General features: G+C 66.3%; 21 protein-coding genes. 14 read left to right on the plus strand and 7 right to left on the minus strand.

Annotated elements, in window-relative coordinates; genetic code table 11:
* Positions 1–3 precede the first annotated feature (3 nt).
* The 5 genes from ACIP1U_RS14160 (at position 4) to ACIP1U_RS14180 (ending at position 6,087) form a co-directional block, all read left to right on the plus strand.
* Positions 4–1,236, plus strand: coding sequence for a diaminopropionate ammonia-lyase (locus tag ACIP1U_RS14160; RefSeq protein ID WP_400315840.1), 1,233 nt, complete (start codon positions 4–6; stop codon positions 1,234–1,236).
* Positions 1,237–1,301: 65 nt separating this feature from the next.
* Positions 1,302–2,480: a M20 family metallo-hydrolase gene (locus ACIP1U_RS14165; RefSeq protein ID WP_400316090.1), complete on the plus strand. Its 1,179-nt coding sequence runs from the start codon at positions 1,302–1,304 to the stop codon at positions 2,478–2,480.
* A 31-nt stretch (positions 2,481–2,511) separates the two neighbouring features.
* A complete protein-coding gene (locus ACIP1U_RS14170) occupies positions 2,512–3,459 on the plus strand; it encodes an N-carbamoyl-D-amino-acid hydrolase (protein WP_400315843.1) in 948 nt (315 codons plus the stop codon).
* Between the two features lie 119 nt (positions 3,460–3,578).
* Entirely contained in the window at positions 3,579–4,910 is a 1,332-nt protein-coding gene (locus ACIP1U_RS14175; RefSeq protein ID WP_400316093.1) for an MFS transporter, read from the plus strand.
* Between the two features lie 16 nt (positions 4,911–4,926).
* Positions 4,927–6,087 carry a YgeY family selenium metabolism-linked hydrolase gene (locus tag ACIP1U_RS14180; protein ID WP_400315846.1) on the plus strand — a complete coding sequence of 387 codons (1,161 nt, stop codon included), beginning with the start codon at positions 4,927–4,929 and terminating at the stop codon, positions 6,085–6,087.
* 33 nt (positions 6,088–6,120) lie between these two features.
* Here ACIP1U_RS14180 and ACIP1U_RS14185 read toward each other — a convergent pair whose 3' ends face one another.
* The 5 genes from ACIP1U_RS14185 to ACIP1U_RS14205 form a co-directional block, all read right to left on the minus strand.
* The gene (locus ACIP1U_RS14185; protein ID WP_400315848.1) at positions 6,121–7,176 is read right to left on the minus strand and encodes a hypothetical protein; all 1,056 of its coding nucleotides are present in this window, start codon (positions 7,174–7,176) and stop codon (positions 6,121–6,123) included.
* A gap of 57 nt (positions 7,177–7,233) precedes the next feature.
* Entirely contained in the window at positions 7,234–8,421 is a 1,188-nt protein-coding gene (locus ACIP1U_RS14190) for a monovalent cation:proton antiporter-2 (CPA2) family protein (RefSeq protein ID WP_400315851.1), read from the minus strand.
* A gap of 365 nt (positions 8,422–8,786) precedes the next feature.
* Positions 8,787–9,479, minus strand: coding sequence for a 3-oxoacid CoA-transferase subunit B (locus tag ACIP1U_RS14195; protein ID WP_400315853.1), 693 nt, complete (start codon positions 9,477–9,479; stop codon positions 8,787–8,789).
* Positions 9,469–10,146, minus strand: a complete 678-nt coding sequence (locus tag ACIP1U_RS14200) for a 3-oxoacid CoA-transferase subunit A (RefSeq protein ID WP_400315856.1) — start codon at positions 10,144–10,146, stop codon at positions 9,469–9,471. The genes ACIP1U_RS14195 and ACIP1U_RS14200 overlap by 11 nt, the downstream gene beginning before the upstream one ends.
* A gap of 45 nt (positions 10,147–10,191) precedes the next feature.
* The gene (locus ACIP1U_RS14205) at positions 10,192–11,142 is read right to left on the minus strand and encodes a tripartite tricarboxylate transporter substrate binding protein (protein WP_400316095.1); all 951 of its coding nucleotides are present in this window, start codon (positions 11,140–11,142) and stop codon (positions 10,192–10,194) included.
* Positions 11,143–11,547: 405 nt separating this feature from the next.
* Between ACIP1U_RS14205 and ACIP1U_RS14210 the strand changes: the two genes are divergently transcribed.
* Positions 11,548–12,117 (plus strand): RrF2 family transcriptional regulator, encoded by a 570-nt coding sequence (locus ACIP1U_RS14210; protein WP_400315859.1) that lies wholly within the window; start codon positions 11,548–11,550, stop codon positions 12,115–12,117.
* A 98-nt stretch (positions 12,118–12,215) separates the two neighbouring features.
* On the opposite strand, the gene ACIP1U_RS14215 is transcribed toward ACIP1U_RS14210, so the two are convergent.
* A complete protein-coding gene (locus ACIP1U_RS14215; RefSeq protein WP_400315862.1) occupies positions 12,216–13,427 on the minus strand; it encodes an NAD(P)/FAD-dependent oxidoreductase in 1,212 nt (403 codons plus the stop codon).
* A 226-nt stretch (positions 13,428–13,653) separates the two neighbouring features.
* Here ACIP1U_RS14215 and ACIP1U_RS14220 point away from each other — a divergent pair, with 226 nt between their 5' ends.
* From ACIP1U_RS14220 to ACIP1U_RS14250, 7 genes are read left to right on the plus strand one after another with little or no spacing between them, the layout of a single operon-like run.
* Positions 13,654–14,079 carry a cupin domain-containing protein gene (locus ACIP1U_RS14220; protein WP_400315865.1) on the plus strand — a complete coding sequence of 142 codons (426 nt, stop codon included), beginning with the start codon at positions 13,654–13,656 and terminating at the stop codon, positions 14,077–14,079.
* The gene (locus ACIP1U_RS14225; RefSeq protein WP_400315868.1) at positions 14,076–14,525 is read left to right on the plus strand and encodes a carboxymuconolactone decarboxylase family protein; all 450 of its coding nucleotides are present in this window, start codon (positions 14,076–14,078) and stop codon (positions 14,523–14,525) included. The genes ACIP1U_RS14220 and ACIP1U_RS14225 overlap by 4 nt, the downstream gene beginning before the upstream one ends.
* 54 nt (positions 14,526–14,579) lie before the next feature.
* The gene (locus ACIP1U_RS14230) at positions 14,580–14,690 is read left to right on the plus strand and encodes a DUF2798 domain-containing protein (RefSeq protein WP_400315871.1); all 111 of its coding nucleotides are present in this window, start codon (positions 14,580–14,582) and stop codon (positions 14,688–14,690) included.
* A 30-nt stretch (positions 14,691–14,720) separates the two neighbouring features.
* Positions 14,721–15,065, plus strand: coding sequence for a hypothetical protein (locus ACIP1U_RS14235; RefSeq protein WP_400315874.1), 345 nt, complete (start codon positions 14,721–14,723; stop codon positions 15,063–15,065).
* Positions 14,951–15,388 (plus strand): cupin domain-containing protein, encoded by a 438-nt coding sequence (locus tag ACIP1U_RS14240; protein WP_400315875.1) that lies wholly within the window; start codon positions 14,951–14,953, stop codon positions 15,386–15,388. Before ACIP1U_RS14235 ends, ACIP1U_RS14240 begins: the two co-directional genes overlap by 115 nt.
* On the plus strand, positions 15,343–15,645 hold the full coding sequence (locus tag ACIP1U_RS14245) for an alpha/beta fold hydrolase (protein ID WP_400315878.1): 303 nt from the start codon (positions 15,343–15,345) through the stop codon (positions 15,643–15,645). The genes ACIP1U_RS14240 and ACIP1U_RS14245 overlap by 46 nt, the downstream gene beginning before the upstream one ends.
* A 45-nt stretch (positions 15,646–15,690) precedes the next feature.
* Complete coding sequence (locus tag ACIP1U_RS14250; protein WP_400315880.1) at positions 15,691–16,302, plus strand: hypothetical protein; 612 nt, start codon at positions 15,691–15,693, stop codon at positions 16,300–16,302.
* 160 nt (positions 16,303–16,462) lie between these two features.
* On the opposite strand, the gene ACIP1U_RS14255 is transcribed toward ACIP1U_RS14250, so the two are convergent.
* A complete protein-coding gene (locus tag ACIP1U_RS14255; protein ID WP_400315883.1) occupies positions 16,463–19,726 on the minus strand; it encodes a bifunctional cytochrome P450/NADPH--P450 reductase in 3,264 nt (1,087 codons plus the stop codon).
* Positions 19,727–19,907: 181 nt separating this feature from the next.
* On the opposite strand from ACIP1U_RS14255, the gene ACIP1U_RS14260 reads away from it, so the two are divergent.
* Positions 19,908–20,558 carry a TetR family transcriptional regulator gene (locus ACIP1U_RS14260; RefSeq protein WP_400315885.1) on the plus strand — a complete coding sequence of 217 codons (651 nt, stop codon included), beginning with the start codon at positions 19,908–19,910 and terminating at the stop codon, positions 20,556–20,558.
* Positions 20,559–20,570: the final 12 nt, after the last annotated feature.

Here is a 20,570-nt window from a genome sequence, read left to right on the forward strand (position 1 = left end):
GTCTTGAACCACCCGCTCCCTAACCTGAAGCTGCAGTGCGCGCTGAACCCGGGCGCCACGCCCGACGCCCCCTATGGCGCCCGCCAGCAAGCCGTGCTCGGTGGCGAAGCCTTTGTCCGCGCCGCCGCGCAGATCCGCCGCTGGCCGGGCTACGCGGCAACGCCGCTGGTCGCCCTTGACGGCCTCGCGCGTGCCGCCGGTGTCGCACAGATTCTCTACAAGGACGAAGGCGAGCGCTTCGGGCTGAGCAGCTTCAAGGCGCTGGGCGGCGCCTATGCGGTCAGCCGCCTGCTGGTGCGCGAGATCGGCAGCCGGCTGGGCGTGGGCGACGTGTCGGTCGACGACCTGCTGTCGGGCCGCTATGCCGACGTGGTGCGAGACATCACCGTCACCTGCGCCACCGACGGCAACCACGGCCGCTCCGTGGCCTGGGGCGCGCAGCGCTTCGGCTGCCAGTGCGTGATCTATATCCACGCCACCGTCAGCGAAGGCCGCAAGTCCGCCATCGAGCAGTATGGCGCGCAGGTGGTCCGCACCGCCGGCAACTATGACGACTCGGTGCGCCAGGCGGCCGAGGACGCGGCAAGGCTGGGGCGCTTCGTGGTCTCCGACACCTCCTATGAAGGCTATATGGAAGTACCCAAGGACGTGATGCAGGGCTACGCGGTGATGGCCGACGAGGCGCTGCACCAGTTGCCGGACGGCCAGTTGCCGACCCACGTGTTCCTGCAGGGCGGCGTGGGCGGGCTAGCCGCCGCGGTGTGCGCGCACTTCTGGGAAGTGCTCGGCGACAAGCGCCCCCGCTTTATCGTGGTCGAGCCGGACAAGGCCGCTTGCCTCTATGAAAGCGCGCGCGCCGGCAAGCCGGTGGCGGTCCATGGCGACCTCGACACGGTGATGGCCGGGCTCGCCTGCGGCGAAGTCTCGCTGCTGGCGTGGGAAGTGCTGCATCCCGGCGCGCATGCCTTCCTGACCATCGACGATGCCTCCGCGCTGGAAAGCGTGCGCCTGCTGGCCGACGGCCGCTATGGCGATGCACCCATCGTCGCCGGGGAATCGGCGGTCGCGGGGCTGGCCGGGTGCCTTGGCGCCGTGGCCGATCCCGCCACGCGTGAACAACTTGGCCTGGACGCAGCCAGCCGGGTGCTGGTGTTCGGCAGCGAAGGCGCGACCGACGTGGCGCTGTACCAGCGCATCGTCGGCCGCCTGCCCGAAGACGTGAGGAAGGCAGCGTGAACGCCGCCCTCGACGTGGAGCGAGCCGCGCGGATCGACCTGCCTCGGCTGCTGCGCCGGATCGCCATGCTCGGCGATGTTGGCGCCATCGAAGGCGGCGGTGTCTGCCGGCTCGCGCTGACCGACGAAGACCGCGCCGGGCGCGATCTCGTGGTGTCGTGGATGCGCGAGCTGGGACTGGCGCTCAGCATCGACGGCATCGGCAATGTGGTCGGCGTGCGTGCCGGCCGCGAAGACCTGCCGCCAGTGATGACTGGCTCGCACATCGACACCGTGCGCACTGGCGGGCGCTACGACGGCAACCTCGGCGTGCTCGCTGGCCTGGAAGTCATGGCCGCCTTGGACGATGCCGGCATCGTCACGCGCCGTCCGGTGGCGGTCGCCTTTTTCACCAACGAGGAAGGCGCGCGCTTCGCCCCCGACATGATGGGCAGCCTCGTTTTCCAGGGCGACCTGCCGCTGCAACAGGCGCTGGACACGCGCGGCATCGACGGCACCACCGTTGGCGAAAACCTCGCGCGCATCGGTTATGCCGGCCCCGCGCCGGTGGGCCATCACCGCGTGCATGCCTTCGTCGAACTGCATGTCGAGCAGGGCCCGGTGCTTGAGCACGAGGACATCGCCATTGGCGCGGTCACCGGCGTGCAGGGCATCCACTGGACCGAATTCACCGTGGAAGGCACCTCCAACCACGCCGGCACGACGCCGATGCGGCTGCGCCACGACGCGGGCCTCGTCGCCGCGCGCGTCGCCTGCTTCGTGCGCGACCTGTCGCGCGAGCTGGGCGGCGCGCAGCTTGCGACCGTCGGGCAGGTGCAGTGTTTCCCGAACCTCGTCAACGTGATCCCGAGCCGCGCGGTGTTCACGGCCGACCTGCGCAATACCGACGGCGCCGACCTGGCGGAGGCGGTGCAGCGCACGCTGGCGCATGCACAGGAGGTGGCGAGGTCCGAGGGCGTTCGGCTCAGCCATCGCACACTGGCTGACTTCGCACCGGTGGCGTTCGACGCCGGCATGGTCGCCCGCGTCGAGGCCATCGCGCGCCGGCGCGGGCACAGCGTACGGCGCATGCCGAGCGGCGCGGGGCACGACGCCCAGATACTCGCCCGCATGTGCCCGGCCGGCATGATCTTCGTGCCGAGCGTGGCCGGCCTGTCGCACAACGTCGCCGAACTGACCCACGACCGCGACATCCAGGCCGGCGCCGACGTGCTGCTCGACCTGATGCTCGAACTTGCCGCCTGACAATCCCCGCGTAACAGGAGATTTCCCAATCATGTCCCGCTTCGTCCACGTCGCCGCAGCCCAGCTCGGCCCGATCCAGCGCACCGACTCGCGCCGCGACATCGTCGCCCGCCTGCTGGCCCACCTGCACCATGCCCACGAGATGGGTTGCCACCTCGTGGTGTTCCCTGAACTGGCACTGACCACTTTCTTCCCGCGCTGGTACATGGAAGACCCCGAAGCACTCAACGCGTTCTACGAGCGCGAGATGCCCGGCCCCGAAACGCGCGTGCTGTTCGACACCGCCGCGCGGCTCGGCATCGGCTTCTACCTCGGCTACGCAGAACTGGCGCTCGAAGGGGGCGTGGAACGGCGCTACAACACCGCCATCCTCGTCGGCCGCGACGGCAGCATCATCGGCAAATACCGCAAGGTGCACCTGCCCGGCCACGACCAGCATGAGCCGTGGCGCGCCTTCCAGCACCTGGAGAAGCGCTATTTCGAACCGGGCGACGACTTCGGCGTCTGGCAAGGGTTCGGCGGCGTCATGGGCATGGCGCTGTGCAACGACCGCCGCTGGTCGGAGACCTATCGCGTGATGGGCCTGCAAGGCGCCGAAATGATCCTGCTGGGCTACAACACGCCCGTGCACAATCCGCCCGCGCCGGAGCACGACGACCTGTCGATGTTCCACAACCACCTGGTAATGCAGGCCGGCGCCTACCAGAACGGCACCTGGGTGGTCGGCGTGGCCAAGGCCGGCAAGGAAGAAGGCTGCGAGATGATCGGCGGCACCTGCATCATCGCGCCGTCCGGCGAGATCGTCGCGGCCTGCTCGACCAAGGGCGACGAACTGGCCATCGCGCGCTGCGACCTCGACCTCTGCCAGTCGTACAAGACCACGACCTTCAACTTCGAGCGGCACCGCCGCCCCGAGGCCTACGGTCGCATCACCAGTCAGCGCGGCGCCACGCCGCCGCAGGCCCTGGCCGTCGCATAGCCGGCGCACCTTTCCGCCCCCTTCCCAAGAGATAAATAAAACATGCAGGCGCCTTCGGGCGCCCGCAGGGGGCGTTGTTGTCTCACCAAATCCAAAGGAGGAACATAGTGAGCGATTCCCTGCATTCCGCGCCGACGCTTCACGCTCCGGCCACGACCCCGAACACCACCGACACGACGGCGGCGCATGACAACGCGCTCTATCGCAAGGTAGCCTGGCGACTGCTGCCCTTCCTGATGGCCTGCTACGTGGCGGCCTTCCTGGACCGCGTCAACGTCGGCTTTGCCAAGCTGCAGATGCTGGACCAGCTGAAGTTCAGCGACACGGTGTACGGCCTGGGCGCCGGCATCTTCTTCATCGGCTACTTCCTGTTTGAAGTGCCGAGCAACGTGCTGATGCACCGCATCGGCGCCAAGAAGACGCTGGCGCGCATCATGGTGCTGTGGGCCTGCATCTCGGCCTGCATGGCGCTGACCAGGACGCCGACGCAGTTCTACATCCTGCGCTTCCTGCTGGGCGCCGCCGAGGCGGGCTTCTATCCCGGCATCATCCTGTACCTCACCTACTGGTTCCCGTCGCACCGCCGCGGCCAGGTGATCGCGGTCTTCATGACCGCGGTGCCGGTGGCCGGCATCCTCGGCGGCCCGCTGTCGGGCTGGATCATGGAGAGCATGCACGAGCACTACGGCTTTGCCGGCTGGCAATGGATGTTCCTGCTCGAAGCGATTCCATCCGTCGTGCTCGGGATTGCCGTGCTCTGGTACCTGGACGACAGCATCGCCGAGGCACGCTGGCTGAGTGCGGCCGAGAAGCACCGTCTCGCCCACAACATCGCGGCGGAGAAGGCAAGCAAGACCCAGCACGTATCGTTGTTGAAGCTGTTCCGCGACCGCCGCGTGATCCATATGGCGCTGATCTGCTATTGCACGGTGTCCAGCCTGTCGGGCCTGGCGTTCTGGATTCCGTCGGTGATCCGCTCGACGGGCGTGGTCTCGCTGCTCGACGTCGGCCTGCTGACAGCAATCCCGAATGCGTTCGCGGTAGTGTCGATGATCCTGGTGTGCCGGCATTCCGACAAGACGCGCGAGCGGCGCTGGCACATGGTCATCCCGTTCCTCGTCGGCGGCGCTGGCCTGGCGCTCAGTACGATGTTCAGCCATAACCCGGCGTTCGCAGTGGCGATGCTGTCGGTGGCGGCAGCCGGGTGCATGGTCTGCTCGCCACTGTTCTGGAGCCTGCCGACTGCGTTCCTTGACGGCCGCAGCGCGGCGGCGGGGATCGCGGCGATCAATTCCTTCGCTGGCCTCGCCGCCTTTGCCAGCCCGTATGCGATCGGCTGGATCAAGGACCTCACCGGCTCGACCGACTGGGGCATGTATTTCCTCGCTTCCTTCACCGTGATCGGTGCGCTGCTGGTGCTGCGCGTGCCGGCTGCGCTGGTCAACCGCTGACAAGAGAAATACCGAAATGATCGATCCAGCAAGCAATCTCAGCGATGTCGCAGCGCTGGCGCGCGAGATGGTGCGCATTCCCAGCCTGTCCGGACAGGAGGGCGACCTGGCCGCGCTGCTGTCGCGCCGCATGGCCGAAGCCGGCTTCACGTCGGTGACGACGGACCGCAACGGCAGCGTGCTCGGGCTGATCGGCCCGGAGGACGCCGACGTGGCGCTGCTGTTCGACGGCCATATGGACGTGGTGCCGGTCACCGGCACGTGGCGTTTCGCCCCGTTCGGCGGCACCATCCACAACGGCCGGCTGTACGGTCGCGGCAGCACGGACATGAAGGGCGGCATCGCCGCCGCTATCTGCGGCGTCGCCGCGGCAGCGCGGGAGCGGCCGCTGCGCAGGCGCATCGCGGTGTCCGCCAGCGTGCTAGAGGAAGTCATCGAAGGGCATGCGCTGGCATCGGTGCTGAGCTGGTGCGAGCCAGATGCGGTCGTTATCTGCGAACCGTCGAAACTGCAGGTCAAGACAGGACAGAAGGGCCGGCTGGAAATCCAGCTCACCTTCCATGGCAAACCCGCGCATGCGGCGACGCCGCATCTCGGCGTCAATCCGCTGCTGGCCGCCGCGCGTGCGCTGACAGCGCTGGAGGGCCTGCAACTGCCCGCCGACCTGGTTCTGGGCGCAGCGCTGCTGGTGCCGACGGACATCGTCTCTTCGCCGTATCCGTCGATCTCGATGATCCCTGCGTCGGCGACCATCCGCTTCGATCGCCGCACCCTGGACGGCGAGACGCGCGAGGACATCCTCGGCCAGATCGACACCTGCCTGAGCGCTGCCGGCCTGCAAGACTTCGCACTAGCGGTATCCGACGACGAGGTGCGGACCTTCACCGGCGAATCGGCGCGGCCAACCCGCTGGCTGCCGGCATGGCAGCAGCCGGAAGGCACCCCGCTCGTGCAAGCCGCGGTGCGCGCCATCGCGCAAGCCGGGCGGTCGCCGCAGGTTGGAAGTTGGGCGTTTTGCACCAACGGCTCCGAATCGGCCGGCCGGCGCCACATCCCGACCATCGGGCTGGGGCCGGGGTGCGAGGAGGATGCGCACACCATCGATGAATCGATCGCGCTGGAACAGCTGGAAGGCGCGCGCGAGATCTATCGCAACCTGGTGCTGGAGATGGCCTGACATTACAGGTGACCGACGCGGCGGCACGCTTCTTCACAGCATGCGCGCCGCCTCATCGAGCAACTGCATCGGCGACAACATTCCGGCGCGGGCCACGCACACCAGAGAAAAAGTGCGGACCAGCGGCGGATCCCCCGGAACCCGCGCCGTCATCAGCCGCAGGTCCGCGCCGGGCCCGGCGCTGCCGGGCGGCAGCACGATGTTCATTGGACTCAGCCGCACCGCTTCCCGTTCGACCGAGAAGCTGGCGTCGGCATGCGTCAGCACGTCGACCAGCGCCTGCAGTTGCCTCTCTGGCAGGCCAGCCCGGCCGCCCTGCGCGTCAGCTGCGTCAGGTGCTTCAGGTGCGCCAAGGGCGGCGAGCGCGGCCTCGTTCTGTGCGACCTGCTCCCGCAGCCGCGCGGACTCGTCGGCTTGCGTCTCGTCACGTTCGCCAAGTACGCTGCGCATGCCGACGCCCTGCTTTTCCAGCAGGTGCAGTCGCGTGGTCAGCAGCGTCTGCTCGCGCTCGATGCGGTCGCGGCGGGAGGTGCCGCCGGCGATCTCGGCCAGTGCCTGCAGCGCGAACTGGTCCAGCATGCGGCACGCGATTTCCTCGCGCAGCGCCGCTTCGGTCGCCGCGCAGATCCTGACCCGGTGATCGGTAAAGCTGACCGTGGTCTGTGGCACCTCCGTGCGCATGACGTCGCCCTCCAGCGCCACGCCCAGCGTGCGGCGCTCATGCTTGTCCATCCCCAGTACGCAATAAGCCTCGGCAGCGGTCGCCGAACCGCTGAAATAGTCGCGCAGGTCCGGCGACCGGCTGAACACCGGCATGACGTCCTGCGGCGTGCCAAAGAAGGCATGGATATAAGGATCGCTGTTCCAGGTGGCTTCGCTTGCCGCCGACGCCGGCGGCAAGCCCGCCACGACATCGCGCACGTACCGGTCTGCAATCGCCAGCGCCGGGGCAAGCCGCTTGCGATAGCCGCCTACCAGCCGCACGTACGGACAAAGCCTGGTCACGCGCTCCGCCAGCGCGGCGCGCGCTGCCTCGCGCGCCCCGTCAGGATGCTTGCCGCGACGGCGCAGCCAGTTAAGGATTGTCATTGCCCGACACCTCCGTGGCGCGATCGCTTGGCTTGCGGCGCTGGCGAATGCTGACAGCTAGGGACCATCCGCTTCTGCCTGGCGCGGTGCCGCGCGGGTGCGCGGCAGTTTGCGGTGAGCTAGCAACAGCAGCGGCGTCGTCGCCATCGACAACGCAACGACGACCGTGACGACGGAGAGTTGCTCGGCATCGATCAGGTTTGCCGCCTGCGCAGCGCCCATCACCACAAAGGCAAACTCACCGCCCTGCGACAGCAGGATGGCAAAGTAGACGCGGTGCTGGGGCGGCAGATCAATCCGGCTCGCCAGGTACATCAGAGCCAGGAACTTGCCCACGACCAGGGCAATCACCAGCACCGCTACCAGCAGCGGCTTGTTGGCCAGCACCGAGAAATCGATCGACATGCCCACCGCGATAAAGAACAGCCCGAGCAAGATGCCCTTGAAGGGCGCCATGTCCGATTCGATCTCGTGGCGGCATTCGGAACCGGCCAGCAGCAGCCCGGCCACGAACGCGCCGAGCGACATCGACAGGTGGACCACGTGCATCAGCAGCGCGATGCCGATGACCCAGAGCAGCGCGAAGATGGTAAAGATCTCGCGCGTGCCACTGCGCTGGATCATGCGCAGCACATACTTCAGCACGAAGCGTCCGACTACGACGACCGCGGCGAGCATAGCCAGCGCCTTCCCCGCGGCAATCCCGCCGCTCGACATGCCGGCGTCCGCGGCAACCGGCGCAAGCAACGGCAACAGCGCGATCATCGGGATCGCGGCAATGTCCTGGAACAGCAGGATGCCGAAGCTGGACTGCCCGACGGGTGCATCCATCAGCCGGTTCTGCTCCAGGATCGCGATCACCATCGCCGTGGAAGACAGCGACAGCGCAAAGCCGGCCGCAACGCCCACGCGCCACTGCACGCCAAAGACGATGAAGATCGCCGCCAGCAGCGCCGCGCACAGCGCGACCTGGATCCCGCCATAGCCGAAGATGGAGCGGCGCATCGCCCACAGCTTCTGGAAGTCCATTTCAATGCCGATGATGAACATCATCAGCACGATGCCCAGTTCGGACACGTCCAGGATCGAGTCGACATCCGTGACCAGCCTCAGCCCCCACGGACCGATCACTGCGCCGGCTACCAGGTAGCCCAGCACCGAGCCAAAGCCGAAGCGCACCGACAGCGGCACGGCGATCAGTGCCGCGGCGAGGAAGATTACCGCGTCAACCAGCAGTTGTTCCATCACTCCCCTCCCGAGGAGATGGCGGGGCGATCGCCCGGGGCGCTTGGCGGTACCTCGGTGCAAGCCGGGCACCGGCCGGCTTTTGCGCGAGGTAACGGCTTGGATACGTATTACATCATCCACGCCGAAGTGCAAGCCGGGCGCCGCTCGCCGGCACGCGCTGCGCTATGCGCCCGGAGGCACATGCGGCAGCATGACCGCACAGACGCCGTGCAACCTGCTACAGCCGCGCGCCGCCATCGAGCGTGACCTTGAGCCGGCACACGGCTTCTGCCCGAGTCCGCTTCGACATGTTTGCGCAGTGCTGCCCGGCTCAGCAGCGAAAACAGCAAAGCAGGCGCCCGGCAGGTGAATGTCCGCCGGCACTAGCGCAACACCCGGCACTGCGCGCTCAACATGAGCGGCGCCGCGCTCAGCGCCGCCACCGAGTCGAAGGACACGCCTTCGGCCAGACCCGTGACCAGCAGTCCGCCGCCGGGCTGCACGTCGATCACCGCCAGGTCAGTGTAGATGCGGTCGACCACGCCGAGGCCAGTAAGGGGATAAGTGCAGCGCTCCACGATCTTGGGCTGGCCGTCGCGGGTGACATGCTCCATCATCACGAAGAGCCTGGCCGCTCCTGCCACCAGGTCCATGGCACCACCCACGGCAGGGATCGCGTCGGGCTCACCGGTCGACCAGTTGGCCAGGTCGCCCCTGGCGGAGACCTGGAAGCCGCCCAGCACGGTGATGTCGAGATGACCGCCGCGCATCATGGTGAAGGACATTGCATGGTCGGAGATGGAAGCGCCCGCCAGCAACGCGATCGGCTCCTTGCTGGCGTTGATCAGGTCGGGATCAACCGCACCGTCGCGGATCACCCGGCCCATGCCAAGGATGCCGTTCTCGCTGTGCAGGATGATCTCCCGATCCGGCGGCAACTGGTCCGACACCAGGGTCGGCATGCCAATGCCAAGATTGACATAGCTGCCGTCTGGAATGTCGGCCGCTACGATGCGCGCCATGGCGTGGCGGCTGAGTCGGGGCAGTTGCTGCATCAGCGGCATCTCAAGCGGCATGGTGTTCTCCGGTCTGCACCACCGCGTTGACGAAGATGCCCGGCGTCATCACTTGCTCTGGCATCAGCGTGCCCAGCGACACGATTTCATCGACCTGGACAATAGTATGGCGCGCAGCGGTGCACATCACCGGCCCAAAGTTGCGGCCCGCATAGCGGTAGGCGAGGTTGCCCCAACGATCCGCACGATGCGCCTTGACCAGCGCGAAATCGCCGTGCAACGGTTGCTCCAGCACATAACCTATGCCGTCGATCTCGCGCGTTTCCTTGCCCTCTGCCAAGGCCGTGCCATACGCGGTCGGCGTAAAGAACGGCCCCAGGCCGGCGCCGGCGGCGCGCATGCGCTCCACCAGTGTGCCTTGCGGCACGCATTCCAGCTCGACCTTGCCGGCGCGGTAGGCTTCGATAAAGGCTTCGGCATTGCTGGAACGCGGATGGGAGCAGATCACCTTGCGCACAGCTCCGGCGCGTATCAGCGCCGCAATGCCCGTGTCGCCGTTGCCGGCATTGTTGTTGACGATGGTGAGCTCGCGCGCACCGCAGGCAAGCAGCGCGTCAAGCAGCGCACCGGGAATGCCGGAGCCGCCGAAGCCGCTCACCAGCACGGTGGCGCCGTCAGTGATGCCGGCAACCGCTTGTTCCAGTGATGCCACAGTCTTGTCGATCATGTTGATGGTCTCGTGGCGGCTAACAAGCCCGGTTGGCCCGTCGCCTTATTGCTGCGGAATGCCGGTGTCCTTGACCACGCGTGCCCAACGCTCGCGCTCGCTCCTGATGAAGTTGCCGAAGTGGGCGGGCGTATCGCCGCCGGGGCTGCCACCCAACTCCGCCAGCCTGGTTTTGATCTGGCGCTCGTCCAGGATGCCGGCGACGGTCTTCTGCAGCCGATCGATCACCTCCTGCGGCGTGCCGGCCGGCGCCACCAGGCCGAACCATGCCGTCACCTGGAAGTCGTCCACTCCGGCCTCCTTCATGGTGGGCACGTCGGGCAGCTCGGGCACGCGGCTGGCGCTGGTCACCGCCAGTGCGCTCAGCTTGCCCGACTGGATATGCGGCAGCGAGCTGGGCAGATTGTCCACCATCATGGTGACCTGCCCGGCCACCAGGTCGGCCACGGCCGGTGCTGCGCCTTTGTAGGGCACATGGATCAGGTCCGTGCCGGTGCGCTTGCGGAACAGCTCGCCGGAAAGGTGGACCGACTGGCCGGTGCCTGAGGAGGCAAAGGAATACTTGCCGGGGTGCGCCTTGGCAAGCGCGACCAGTTCGGCCACGGTACGAGCCGGGACGTTGGCATTGACCACCAACACATTGGGCACCGACACCACCATGGTAATGGGCGCAAAGTCCTCCGCGCGGTAGGGCAGTTGCCGGTACAGGCTGTAGTTGATGGCATTGGGCCCGATATTGCCCATCATCAGGGTGTAGCCATCGGCGGCAGACTGCCTGAGCGCCTGCGCGCCGATGATGCCTCCTCCGCCGGCGCGGTTTTCCACCACTACCGGCTGGCCAAGCAACTCGCCCATGCGCTTGCCGACCAGGCGCGACGCGATATCCGTTGTGCCACCCGCGGCCGCCGGCACGATCAGCCGGATCGGCTTGTCGGGATATGCTGCCAACGCTGCGCCCGGGGCGACCACTACCGCCACACCAACCACCCCTGCCATCCGGGTTGCCGCTAGTGCCAGCCTGGCGCGCGCCTGCCGCAGCCCGTCGAGAGCCTGCTTCATTGTCGTCTCCTATGTCGGTCACGCCGTGCTTCCATGATGTGGTTCTATCACGGCACCAGGGACGATAAATCGAACGCGACGGCAATGTGAATTCACGATTCGCAAAAGAAGCCTTCGGTCTGACGAAACTCGTGCATACGCCGCGGCGCGTTGTGACACCGATTTCCGGCCTCATTACCGCGATCTCTGCAACTGCGGACGGATTTTTCCCAGCAAGCGCGTACGCACCAGGTCGAAGCAGCGATGCTCGGCATCGTGGTCTGCTTCGACTAAAGGCGTCCTTGCAGCCCGGCCCGGACTTGTATAGGCTTACTACTACGATTGCAACAGTCCGAGTTATCCATGTCCTTCATCAGCACAGGCGTCGAATACGGCCTTCACTGCCTGCTTTACCTGACGCGTTCCCCCGCTGCCGTGGAAGAAGCCAGTGTCCGCGACCTGGCCGAGCTCCAGGGCATCCCCAGCGAATTCCTGGCCAAGCTGTTCACCAAGCTGGCCAAGGCCGAGCTGGTTGTCGCCACCGAGGGGATCAAGGGCGGCTTCCGGCTGGCGCGGCCCGCCGGCCGCATCACGGTCCACGACGTGGTGGTCGCGATCGATGGTGACAAGCCGTTGTTTGACTGCCGCGAGATCCGCAGCCGTTGCGCCGTGTTCGAGGATGACGCACCGGCCTGGGCAACGCGAGGCGTGTGCTCGATCCACGCAGTGATGCAGGTCGCGGAGAAGGCCATGCGGGCCGAGCTGAAGCAGCACACGCTGGCCGACCTTGCCCAGCGCACTGCCGACAAGGCGCCCGCCAGCTATGGCGGACAGGTGGTACGGTGGCTGTCGGACCGTGCAGCCGACCGGGCAGCCAGCAGGCGTGGCGACAAGCCGGAACCTGTGCGCACGAAGGCGCGCAAGAGCGCCTGAGCGTGTCAAGGCTTTTCGCTCCGCGCGGATGACTATGCGGATGCAATGCAAACAGGGCGATCCTTGGGATCGCCCTGTTTGCTTTTTTGCGCGTGCCGTCAGGCAACAACGATCCGGCGCGGATCAGCCAGCGCCAGCGCTTCCGCACGGTCGGCGCTCGGCGGGTAGATCCATTCGGTATTGATCCGCGTCTTCAGCGCCTTGGCCACGCCGCCGGTCAGCTTGACCTGCCGGTTCCAGCCTTCCGTGTAGACAGCACCCCACGGCCCCAGGTCCAGGCAGGTCACATACTTCGGCTGGCGATACGGAATCAGCGCCTCGCCCACGAGATCCGCCGCCACGTTGTGTCCGGCCGAACGGCCGAGGTTCATCGCGTGCTGGCAGGACATCGCCGCAAAGTTTCCTTCGTCATCGGTCGCGGCATAGGCGCAATCGCCAGTGGCGAACACTTCATCGACACCCCTGACCCGGAGGTCGCGATCGACGTGCAGCCGGCCCAAGCCATCGCGCTCGGCCGGAATCTGCGCGGTGAGCGCGCTGGCGCGGGCGCCCGCCGTCCAGATCACCGTATCCGCTTCGATGCACTCGCCGTTCTCCAGCGTGACGCCAGTCGCATCGACGGCCGCGACGCCGGAGCCGAGCTTCCAGGTCACGCCCAGTTCAGTCAGCGCCTGCGTGATCACCGGCCGCGGCCCCGCGCCCAGGTCGGGCCCGATCTCGGCGTTGCGCTCCACCATGATCACGTTCACGGTGGCATCCTCGCCCAGCACTTCGCGCAGGCGGGCGGGCATTTCCGCGGCCGTCTCGATACCGGTGAAGCCGGCGCCCGCGATCACCACCGTATTGCGCCCGGGACGGTCCGGCCGGCTGGCCAGGCCGTGCAGATGCGCTTCAAGCTGCGCCGCATCGGCGACCTGGTCGACGTTAAATGCGTGCTGGTCCAGGCCGGCAATTTGCGGACGAAACAGCCGACTTCCCGCGGCGAGCACCAGGCGGTCATAACCAAGGCCTAGGCGCGAGCCATCCGCGCCGGCGCCCGCGATGCTCACTTCGCGGTTCGCGACATCGATGTGCTCGACCCTCCCCTGGATGAACCGCACGCCGACGGCCTTGAAGATCTCTTGCAGCGGCGCCTTCATCCCGTTCGCATTCTGCTCATAGAGGCGGGGACGGACATGCAGTTCGGGTTCCGGCGCGACCAACGCGATTTCCACGTCGGTGCGCCCGACCTGGTCGAGCAGACGGGCTGAAGCCAGTGCGCTCCACATGCCGGCAAAGCCGGCGCCGATGACAAGAATACGTTGGGACATCTTCAAGCTCCTGAATCAAACCTCGGTTGTCGTGGGACAGGGCGGTGTACAGCCGACCCCATAACTACGATCATATTAGTCGTAGTTTATAAGCGCAAGATTTTTCTTTCCTGTGATGCGAAGCAAACCCGCACGCCAGGCTTGCGCTTTGGCTGACGATCCACTATCGTTACTCCGACTATATTAGTCGTAGTTTTAACCAAACCAGATTACCAAGGAGATAGACATGAAACCCCAACGCGTCCTGTTACCGCTCATGGCGGCAGCCGCCCTGGCCCTCAGTGGCATAGCGGCCGCGCACGGCCCCGCTGAAACGGTGAAGGAAAACTTTTCGCGATCGATCACGAACATTCCGGGCAAATCGATCGTCGCCGTGGAAGTCGTTTATCCGCCAGGCGGCGCCTCCATGCCGCACTACCACGCCAAGTCGGCGTTCATCTATGCCTATGTGGTCTCAGGCAGCATTGCGAGCAAGGTGGACGATGGCCCGGAACGCGTCTACAAGGCTGGCGAAAGCTTCCACGAGGAGCCAGGATCGCATCATCCGGTCAGCCGCAACGCGAGTCGCACAAAGCCGGCGAAGCTGTTGGCCGTGTTTGTCGTGGATAGCGGAGAGAAGAATCTGACGACGTACGAAGGGAGCACCAAATGAGACTGGACTACACGAAAGCATCTCCTGGCGGCGTGAAGGCATTCGGCAACGTCTACGGATACATCCTGCAGTCGGGGCTGGACAGCATCCTGGTAGAGCTCACCTATCTTCGCGTCAGCCAGATCAATGGCTGCGCCTACTGCCTGGACATGCACACGCGCGATCTGGTGAAGAAAGGCGTGTCGGTCACCAAGCTCGCACTCGTGCAAGCCTGGCGCGAGGCGGGCGACCTCTTCAGTGAACGTGAGCAGGCCGCGCTCGAATGGGCCGAATCGGTGACGCGCGTTTCGGAAACGCACGTTCCCGACGATGTGTTCCATAGGGCCGCGGCGGTCTTCAGCGAAAAAGAACTCTCCGACCTGACGATGGCGATCAGCCTGATGAATGCGTTCAACCGTCTGGCGATCAGCTTCCGTCGGCCGCCGGAAGTGCAGCACCAGGACTAACCACCATGCCGCTTGCTTCGGCTAACACCTCGTGCGAAATGGGCCAGCCATCACATGGATGGGCGGTGGCTGCGCTCGTGGGGCATCGGCTATGTGATCGTGATCCCCGCCATCCTGCTGGTCGGGCCGCGCCTGCAAGCGCACGTCGAGCGCTGGGTCCATTGATCCGGCATGCCGTTTCCTCGAACCGCTGACATGTCCAGGCCCCTGCTGCAGCGGCTGCTTGCCTTCGCTCTCATCCTTGGCGCTCCCATGGCGTCGGCGATCGCCCATGCCGCCCCCTCCGCCCGCATGCAGGCACGACAGCCTGACATCGGATGGATCGAGATTGACGAGAACATCTCGCTGAGACGAATGGTCGTGCACCATCCCGGCGCGAAGGGAACCGTCCTGTTCCTGCATGGATTCCCGGAAACCCTTTACGCATGGAAGGACATCGCCCTGTCGCTGGGCGACGACTTCAAAGTCGGCGCGCTGCCGGCCTTGCTTCTGGCGCTCGAGGCGCCCTGCTTATTGCCGGCAGCAGCCTGCCTCTGCTGAACGCCCAGGCGCAAACCGACATCCAGCGCACGGACCTGGTTCACCACGCTCTCAGCATTCCCGGCCGTGATGCCATCCAGGTCCACGTCGACTTCGACCCCGGCGCATTCGCGCCCAAGCATTCGCACCCCGGCGAAGAAATCGCCTATGTCCTGCAAGGCACGCTGGAATACCAGCTCGACGACAAGCCGCCCGTCACGCTGAAGGCCGGAGAGGCGCTGTTCATTCCGGCAGGCAGTGTGCACCCGGCACGCAATGTCGGTAGCGGCAAGGCTCCTTGGGCCGTGACGCGATCCTCGACAATATCTCGCTCTACTGGCTGACGAATACTGGTGAATCCAGCGCGCGAATCTACTGGGAGACCAGCGCGGCGCCGGCAAAAAGCGGCCCGGTTACCGTTCCGGCGGCCGTGACAGTCTTTCCGGGTGAGGTCTACCGGCCACCGAAGGCTTGGCTGGCGCGGGCCTATCCCAACCTGGTCTATTACAACCAGGTTGCCAAGGGCGGTCACTTCGCGGCGTGGGAAGAGCCGGAGTTGTTCAGTGCGGAGCTGCGGTCGGCGTTTCGGTCATTGCGCTAGGCAGCCTGGCTTGCCACCCCCTCTCACGAGGGGTGTCGGCAGAAAATGATCAAGCCTCACAATCTGACGCCGAAAAAGCAACTATCCACAATCAAATCTCGGAAAATAAGAATGAAACGGGTCTTGGTCGCTGCCTCCGCCTTGTGTCTTGCTGCATGCTCAACATACATGCCACAGCGCTACTCCATCTCCGCTGACAACAATGTCGCGCTGAAGTCCCTGTCGGTGGGGAATATCAACGTCGGAAGCTTTAGCGGGGTTAAGGACTTCAACAGTATGTGCCGTGGCGCAGGTCCTATTGCACCGCCGGACAGCATTTCTTTCGAGGCCTATGTACAAAAGGCATTGGCGGATGAGCTCAAAGTCGCAGGAATGTTCGACGACAAGACTCCGAAGGTTACCCTTTCCGGTTCACTCACACAGCTTGAATTTTCGTCCTCCCGCGCTCTGACCGGTGGATCATGGGACATTGGACTCGTTCTGTCTTCCTCCAATGGCAAGAAGATGTCGGCGTCCGAACACTACGAATTCAATAGTGGATTTATCGCTGATACCGCCTGTAAGCAAACGGCCGAGGCGTATTTGCCTGCCGTGCAAAATCTCATCGGGAAGATCGTCAAGGCACCGGAGTTTAAATCGCTCGTAGTGGCTGAGTAGCGAGGCTATGCCTCCATCAATCGCACGCCACCGCGAATCCTGGCGTTCGCGCTCACTCATTTTCCCACAACGCCCGGATCGTCGTGTGCCTGGCACTGATGGCCAGTTGCATGTCCCTGTGATCTGAGCGCTCTTGCCCGGGGGCGGGTACATACGCAGGTCAGTTAAAAACGTCCTGCCGATAGCGCCCCGCCGCTACCAGTGCCGCAAGCCAGTCCGAAGCCGCCGCCTCGGTCATCGCGCCCTGCTCCGTGGCGATCCGGATCAGCGTGTGCCTGACCGCCGGCGCCATCTGCCGGCCGTCGCCGCATACGTAGAACACAGCGCCTGCGTCCAGCCGTGCCCAGACGTCTGCCCGGCGCTGCCAGAGCAGGTCCTGGACAAAGCGCGGTGCGCCATCGACGACCGAGTACGCCGTATGGACTTCGGCCACGCCTTGCTGTTGCCAGCGCGTCACGTCTTCGCGGTACAGCCAGTCGTGCGCAGGGTGCCGGCAGCCGTAATACAGCTGCACCGGCTTCACCGCCTCCCCTGCGGCCTGCTGCGCCGCGCGTTCTTCCAGGAAGCCGCGGAACGGTGCGATGCCGGTACCGGGCCCGACGAGGATCATCGGTACGGCCGGCGCCTCGGGCGCGAATGGCGGATTGGGCGTGCGGATCGCACCTGCCACCACCGCGCCGGGTGCCAGGCCCTGCAGCCAGGTGGACGCCACGCCACGGAACAGGCCGCGGCCCGACAGCGCCGGCGCGCAGACCGTGCCGACGGTGATGGTCGCCACGTCGGGCGAGACCCGCGGTGACGACGCGATGGAGTAGAACCGTGGCCGCATCGGCACCGTGCAGGCAAGCAGGCCCGCCAGGTCCAGCCCGATCGCAGGAAACCGGTCGAGTACGTCGCCCAGGGCCAGCCGGCGCTGCGCGACCTGGGCGGCATAGCCAACTGCTTCATCGTCTGAGGCAAGCTGCTGCAGCGACTGCCGCGTGAACGGGCAACGCGTTGCCTGCGCGAGGCTGCGCAGCGCGTGGCGCGACACGACGTCCTGCAGTTCCACGAAATGCGTCAGCAGTTGCCGCACGGAGAGCGCCTCGCCAACCGGCAGCGCACGCGCCGCACCGGGCGCGGCGGACAAGGTGACGATGGCATCCGGGTCGACATGGATCCGCTCGCAAAGCGCCGTGACATTTTCCGGCCGGTTCTGCGGATAGACGGCCAGGTGGTCGCCGGTGTGGTAGCGCACGCCTTCGGGCAACCGCAGCCGGATGTCGCGCGTGGATGTCCGCGGCGCCTCGCGCGTGAAGTCCCACAGGCCGTCGGGATCGTTCACCAGTTCGGTGTTCGACAGCACCCTGAAACCCTGCGTATTGGCCGGCAGCGTCATCGCGCGGATGTCTGCCACGTTTCGCAGCTGTACCTGTACCGCTGGCACTTGCGGCGATCCGCTGGCGCTGTCGCCGCCCTGCAGCGCTTGCCACAGCAGCGCGAGCCAGCGCTCGGCGGCCTGATCGAAGTCGCCGTTGCCGTCGGCCTCGCCTCGCGGCAGCAGTGGCGTGGCGCCGGCGTGGGTGAAGAACTCGAATACCCGACGCGGGAAGGCCTGGTACGTTGGCCATTGCGAATTGCCGCAGCCCAGGACCGCCACGCGCAGGTCCGGCGCGCGGTAGCCGCTGGCGGCGCCGTTGTCGAGCAGGGCTTCGAAGCGGCGCGCCGAGTCCGGCGCACGGCCGTTGTAGGTCGCGGCAACGATGACGGCCAGTCCGCTGGCCGGCAACGCATCGACAATCTCGTCGAGGTCGCGCAACGTCGCGTCGAAGCCCGCGGCAAGCGCGCCGGCGTGCACCTGCTCGGCCAGTTCGCGCGCGGTGCCCAGGCTGGATCCGCACAGCACGGCCAGCGGCCGGCCCGCGCCTTGCACTGCCGTCCCAGCCAGCGGCGCCTGTTCTTCTCCAACGACCGGCATCGCGACGATGCGCTCGTGCGGCCGGCGCCGGCGCGCGCGAACGGTGAAGCCGTCGGGCTTGATCGTCAGCGTTTCCTTGATGCGGAACTGGTAGTCATGCGCATCGGCGAACTGGAAATTGCGCAGCATCAGCGCCAGCGCCAGCTTGGCCTCGGTCAGCGCGAACTGGCGGCCGATGCAGGCGCGCTCGCCGTTGCCGAACGGCATGTAGGCGTGGCGCGGCAACCTGGCCTCGTTGTCGGGCAGGAAGCGGTCGATGTCGAAGCGCTCGGGATCTGCCCAGACCCTGGGGTCGCGGTGCAGCGCGGTCAGCACCACGGAAACGCGGCGGTCCTTGCGGATCAGGTAGCGGCCGTCGATCAGCGCGTCTTCATACGGCGCGACGGCGAAGGCGGGCGCGGTGGGCCACAGGCGCAGCGTTTCCTTGAGCACGCGGTCGAGCACGGGCAGCCGCGCCAGGTCGGCGTACACCGGCGCGGCGTCGCCGGGCAGTACCGCGTCCACCTCGGCGTACGCCTGCGCCATCACGCCGGGATTGCGCAGCAGCTCGTACAGGGCGAAGGTCAGCAGCCCGCTGGTAGTCTCGTGGCCGGCGATCAGGAAGGTGATGACCTGGTTGCGGATGTTCTCGTCGTCCAGGCGCTGGTCGGTGTGGGGATCGCGCGCGTCGAGCATCAGTCCGAGCAGGTCCAGGGCAGTGCCCTGCCGCTCGCCTTCGTCGGCGGCGCGGCGGCGGCGGATCACGTCGTCGACCAGTTCGCGCATGAAGCGCGTGTCTTCGTCGAACTTGCGGTGTGCCGCGTACATGAAGCGGTCCTGCAGCGCAAAGCGGGTGAGCCTGGACATCGCCTCTTCCAGCGCGCCGACCATGGCTTCGATAAACGGGTGCAGCTGCGCGCTGGCAAACGAGTCGAAGTCGTAGCCAAAGCCTGACAGCGCGATGGTGTCGAGCGTCAGCCGCGTCATGTCGTCGGCCACGGCGATATCGGCCCCGGGGCCCTGCCGGTCCCATTTGTCGACCAGCCGGTTGGCCACGCGCAGCATCGCGTCGAAATAGCCCTTCATCGCGCGCTGGCTGAAGGCCGGCATGAGGATGCGGTGCGCCTTGCCCCAGTTGGCCTCGTCGGTGTGCGCGGTGAACAGGCCGTCGCCGGCCATGCCGCGCAGGTAGGACAGCGGCGGGCCGATGTACTTGCGGAAGCGCGCGGCGTCGCACACCTCGGCCGCCAGCGCGACCGAGGTCACGAACGGCACGCGCCGCCCGGCGAAGTCCAGTTCGAAGATGCCGTCATGGTGGCGGCTGCGCGCCAGCAGATGCTGCCCCACCGCGCCCGGCGTGATCTGCAGCAGATTGCCGACCAGCGGCCAGCCGGGATCACGCGGGATCGGCTCGGGGGCCGGGCGGGCGGCGGGATGGGCTGGCTGGGCAAGGGCGTCGGTGCCCGGTGACACGGTTGGCTGCGACATGACTCGGGGGCGATCTGCGCGATCTGCGGTGAAATCCGGGGGGGGGGGCCGGCGAGGCAATTGCCATCCGTGGCCGTTTCGTCTAACGTAGACAGTTGTCTACCTCAGCGAAGGGTAGACAACCGTAGACACCGTGTCAACGCGGCGTGTCGACCAAAAACCGAGCATCACTACTAATCGCATGGAAGCCATTGCCGACGGCAAACGCCGCCTGATCGACGCCGCACTGAAGCTGGCCGCCGCCAAGCGCAGCTTCGCGGCGCTCAAGCTGCGCGAGATCGCGCGCGAGGCCGATCTCAACCCCAATACCTTCTACCGGCATTTCCGCGACATGGAAGACCTGGCGCTGACAGCGGTGGCCGAGGTCAGCGCCGAGTTGCGGCCGATGCTGCGCTCGGTGCGCTGGGCCGCCGCGCGCGACAACCCCAACGAGGTGGCCAGCCGCGCGTGCGAGGCGCTGTTCCTGTATGCCCGGCATCACCCCGATGCGTTCGTGGTGGGCGTATGCGGCATCACCGGTCCGCAGCCGGCACTACGTGCGGCAATCCGCGCGGTGCTGGACGACATTGCCGCCGAGATGGCCGACGACATCGAGCGGCTCGATCTGTGTCCGCAACTCACGCGCCCGCTTATCGATGAATTCTGCGCCTATGTCGTGCCCTGCCTGTTTCACCAGTGCGTTGACTACATCGAAGCCGGCAGTGCCGACCGGCGAAGGCTGATGGAGCGTTCAGTGCAGCTGTGTTGCTGGTTGCTGGCGGGCGCAGCGGGAGCCAACGCGGCAGGGCAACCTGCTCAAGGCCGCGCAGCACGAAAGGCAGCGGCCCATTAGCAGCGCTGTGCC

Source organism: Cupriavidus sp. NPDC089707 (assembly GCF_044748965.1).
Taxonomy (GTDB): domain Bacteria; phylum Pseudomonadota; class Gammaproteobacteria; order Burkholderiales; family Burkholderiaceae; genus Cupriavidus.

What these genes read in the sequence shown, in the direction of transcription:
- ACIP1U_RS14165 (WP_400316090.1), top strand. Translation starts at nt 1,302, where the DNA reads ATGCTCGGCGATGTTGGCGCCATCGAAGGCGGCGGTGTCTGCCGGCTC.
- ACIP1U_RS14170 (WP_400315843.1), top strand. Translation starts at nt 2,512, where the DNA reads ATGTCCCGCTTCGTCCACGTCGCCGCAGCCCAGCTCGGCCCGATCCAG.
- ACIP1U_RS14180 (WP_400315846.1), top strand. Translation starts at nt 4,927, where the DNA reads ATGATCGATCCAGCAAGCAATCTCAGCGATGTCGCAGCGCTGGCGCGC.
- ACIP1U_RS14185 (WP_400315848.1), bottom strand. Translation starts at nt 7,176, where the DNA reads ATGACAATCCTTAACTGGCTGCGCCGTCGCGGCAAGCATCCTGACGGG.
- ACIP1U_RS14190 (WP_400315851.1), bottom strand. Translation starts at nt 8,421, where the DNA reads ATGGAACAACTGCTGGTTGACGCGGTAATCTTCCTCGCCGCGGCACTG.
- ACIP1U_RS14195 (WP_400315853.1), bottom strand. Translation starts at nt 9,479, where the DNA reads ATGCCGCTTGAGATGCCGCTGATGCAGCAACTGCCCCGACTCAGCCGC.
- ACIP1U_RS14200 (WP_400315856.1), bottom strand. Translation starts at nt 10,146, where the DNA reads ATGATCGACAAGACTGTGGCATCACTGGAACAAGCGGTTGCCGGCATC.
- ACIP1U_RS14205 (WP_400316095.1), bottom strand. Translation starts at nt 11,142, where the DNA reads ATGGCAGGGGTGGTTGGTGTGGCGGTAGTGGTCGCCCCGGGCGCAGCG.
- ACIP1U_RS14210 (WP_400315859.1), top strand. Translation starts at nt 11,548, where the DNA reads ATGTCCTTCATCAGCACAGGCGTCGAATACGGCCTTCACTGCCTGCTT.
- ACIP1U_RS14215 (WP_400315862.1), bottom strand. Translation starts at nt 13,427, where the DNA reads ATGTCCCAACGTATTCTTGTCATCGGCGCCGGCTTTGCCGGCATGTGG.
- ACIP1U_RS14220 (WP_400315865.1), top strand. Translation starts at nt 13,654, where the DNA reads ATGAAACCCCAACGCGTCCTGTTACCGCTCATGGCGGCAGCCGCCCTG.
- ACIP1U_RS14225 (WP_400315868.1), top strand. Translation starts at nt 14,076, where the DNA reads ATGAGACTGGACTACACGAAAGCATCTCCTGGCGGCGTGAAGGCATTC.
- ACIP1U_RS14230 (WP_400315871.1), top strand. Translation starts at nt 14,580, where the DNA reads ATGGATGGGCGGTGGCTGCGCTCGTGGGGCATCGGCTATGTGATCGTG.
- ACIP1U_RS14235 (WP_400315874.1), top strand. Translation starts at nt 14,721, where the DNA reads ATGTCCAGGCCCCTGCTGCAGCGGCTGCTTGCCTTCGCTCTCATCCTT.
- ACIP1U_RS14240 (WP_400315875.1), top strand. Translation starts at nt 14,951, where the DNA reads ATGGAAGGACATCGCCCTGTCGCTGGGCGACGACTTCAAAGTCGGCGC.
- ACIP1U_RS14250 (WP_400315880.1), top strand. Translation starts at nt 15,691, where the DNA reads ATGATCAAGCCTCACAATCTGACGCCGAAAAAGCAACTATCCACAATC.
- ACIP1U_RS14255 (WP_400315883.1), bottom strand. Translation starts at nt 19,726, where the DNA reads ATGTCGCAGCCAACCGTGTCACCGGGCACCGACGCCCTTGCCCAGCCA.
- ACIP1U_RS14260 (WP_400315885.1), top strand. Translation starts at nt 19,908, where the DNA reads ATGGAAGCCATTGCCGACGGCAAACGCCGCCTGATCGACGCCGCACTG.